Origin of the sequence: Peribacillus alkalitolerans (assembly GCF_010882125.1) — a bacterium.
Taxonomy (GTDB): Bacteria; Bacillota; Bacilli; order Bacillales; family DSM-1321; genus Bacillus_BN; species Bacillus_BN alkalitolerans.
The window spans coordinates 1-1,988 of record NZ_JAAGVZ010000049.1 but is presented as its reverse complement, the minus strand read 5'-3'; the positions used below and the strand labels follow the sequence as shown (position 1 = coordinate 1,988).

The 1,988-nt window shown below is 34.6% G+C and carries 2 protein-coding genes; both read left to right on the top strand.

Translation table 11 applies throughout. From position 1 onward, the window contains the following. Window positions 1–507, top strand: a 507-nt coding sequence (locus G3O09_RS21815; RefSeq protein WP_163103542.1) for a DUF4179 domain-containing protein, incomplete at its 5' end; no start/stop codon positions are given. Between the two features lie 207 nt (window positions 508–714). After that, window positions 715–891 carry a YueH family protein gene (locus G3O09_RS23035; protein ID WP_163103543.1) on the top strand — a complete coding sequence of 59 codons (177 nt, stop codon included), beginning with the start codon at window positions 715–717 and terminating at the stop codon, window positions 889–891. The last annotated feature ends 1,097 nt before the right edge of the window (window positions 892–1,988 follow it).

The following is a 1,988-nucleotide window of genomic DNA, read 5'->3' as shown; positions in this document are numbered from 1 at the left end:
CAAATGAAACGTTTTATTACAACTGGTGTAATTGCGCTAGGATTGCTTACTACAATAGTTTTTGCTTCAGCAAATGAAAAGCCTCCAAGTCATAACGAGATTTTCACAAAGTTTGGTAGTCAATTTAACAAACAAGAATTAATTGTTGCAGGGAAACAAGAAAAAACCACCAAAATTGAGAAAACGATTGCAGATCAAGGAATTGTCTTAACCGTAAATGGCTTATACAAAAATAAAAAAAGTATATTTCTCGCCTATACAATAAACACGAAAAAAGAATTTGATTACAATACATCTGCCTTTTGGAGTAAACCTAATGTATATATCAACAAGAAAGAAGTAAACCATGGCGGCCTCGAAGATTTAAAGGTATCAGATGATAAATATATTGGGATTATTGAAGTCAATCCTGAAGGTAGATTACCTAGTAATGCAAACATAAAGTTTACAATACATGAAATTTTTGAAACGAAAGGGAATTGGACCATTGAATTCCCTCTTAAGTAAAAAATAAGAGAGCTAGTTAACATAAAAATCCTTTGCGGAACCAAAACAAAAATCAAAACCCTGAATCTCACCATATTCGGCGAAATTCAGGGTTTTTAGGTTTCTGAAACAGCAAAAAAATAGCCTTATTATAAAATGTGCTGTTCTTCTCTTTTCTCTTGTTTTCTTTCATTTTCAATCCGGTTTAAAAGTTGACAAAATAATAGTATCGTATCTATTCCTACCGGTATTCCTACCATTCATTGGTCAGCTGAATTTAAAGAAATTGATAAGATATCCACCCAGACCAACCATCTACAAAACTCACTAAACTATCATTTATTTGAAGGAGACACCAATAAATTAGCAGAATCTATCATTGAACTCGTTAAGAAGTATGCATAAGATTATACATATAAATAATAAGAATTTAAGCGTCTATACAACTTGTCCCTACCTGCATAGCATATAATAACCGGATCCGTTCAATAGGATCGGATTATTTCTAGGGGGGAATAATCATGGGCTATAGAAACTGTTGTTGTCATAGAAGACACGAAAGAAGATGCGAACCTTCTTGTACCGTTTACTACAAGTGTAGACGATACGAAAAGAAAAGATGCAGCTGTCATCGTAACCATCACTAAGTTCGATCCGTTTTACAAGAGAGGAGTCTATAAAGAGACTTCTCTTTTTGTTTGTCAGGATATAAAAAGACCAAGTTCTGTTTGGAGAACTCGGTCGGTATACATTCTTATTTAGAGTGGCAACATTGCTTTTTACAAACGATAGGTGGTGGTGAATGTAGAGGTCTAATCAAAGGAGTCTTTTTCAGACATGGACATTTTCTTTTTTTCATGTTTTCTCCCCCTTAACCGGCAGCTGACAAAAAACCAATACAGCGCTGGTGATATCAGGGATGCACTCTATCGGTCATACTTTTACTATATGTGTACAACCTGTGGTGTGTGTATGATTCCACTCGTTTTTAAGTGTTTTGGTTATCTAAATGGAAAAGACCGATTCTCCCTCTACTGAGAATCGGTCCTTACAGGTTTCCGGAAACAACGCCACACTCAGACGTTATTTTTAGTATGTACAAAACTTATAGACATTATGTAAATGGAAATTTGATTGACTTTGCATACACCTACTCGTTTGTAACTTTACCATATTTAGATTTTCGTCTATTTGGTTAGGATTCACCTTAAATATTCTTTATTGCTTTTGCGTATGTTAATAATAGCGTCGATATAGGCGTTGCTCCTCCCCCTATAAGGAGCTCTTGTAACAAAAAACGATTTCTGACAGATAGGAATCGTTTTTTTGTTTAAAACACACGTTACTTTTTATTTATCTATCACATAGGATATAAAGACCCTATTCTTATTGGGGGAACCTTCCTATCCATACCCTCCTAACTGGCTTCGGGAGGGCTAGAAAAAAAATAGGACAAGATCTTTGAAAAAAACCAAAAAAACAGCTACTTTATACATCTAAAA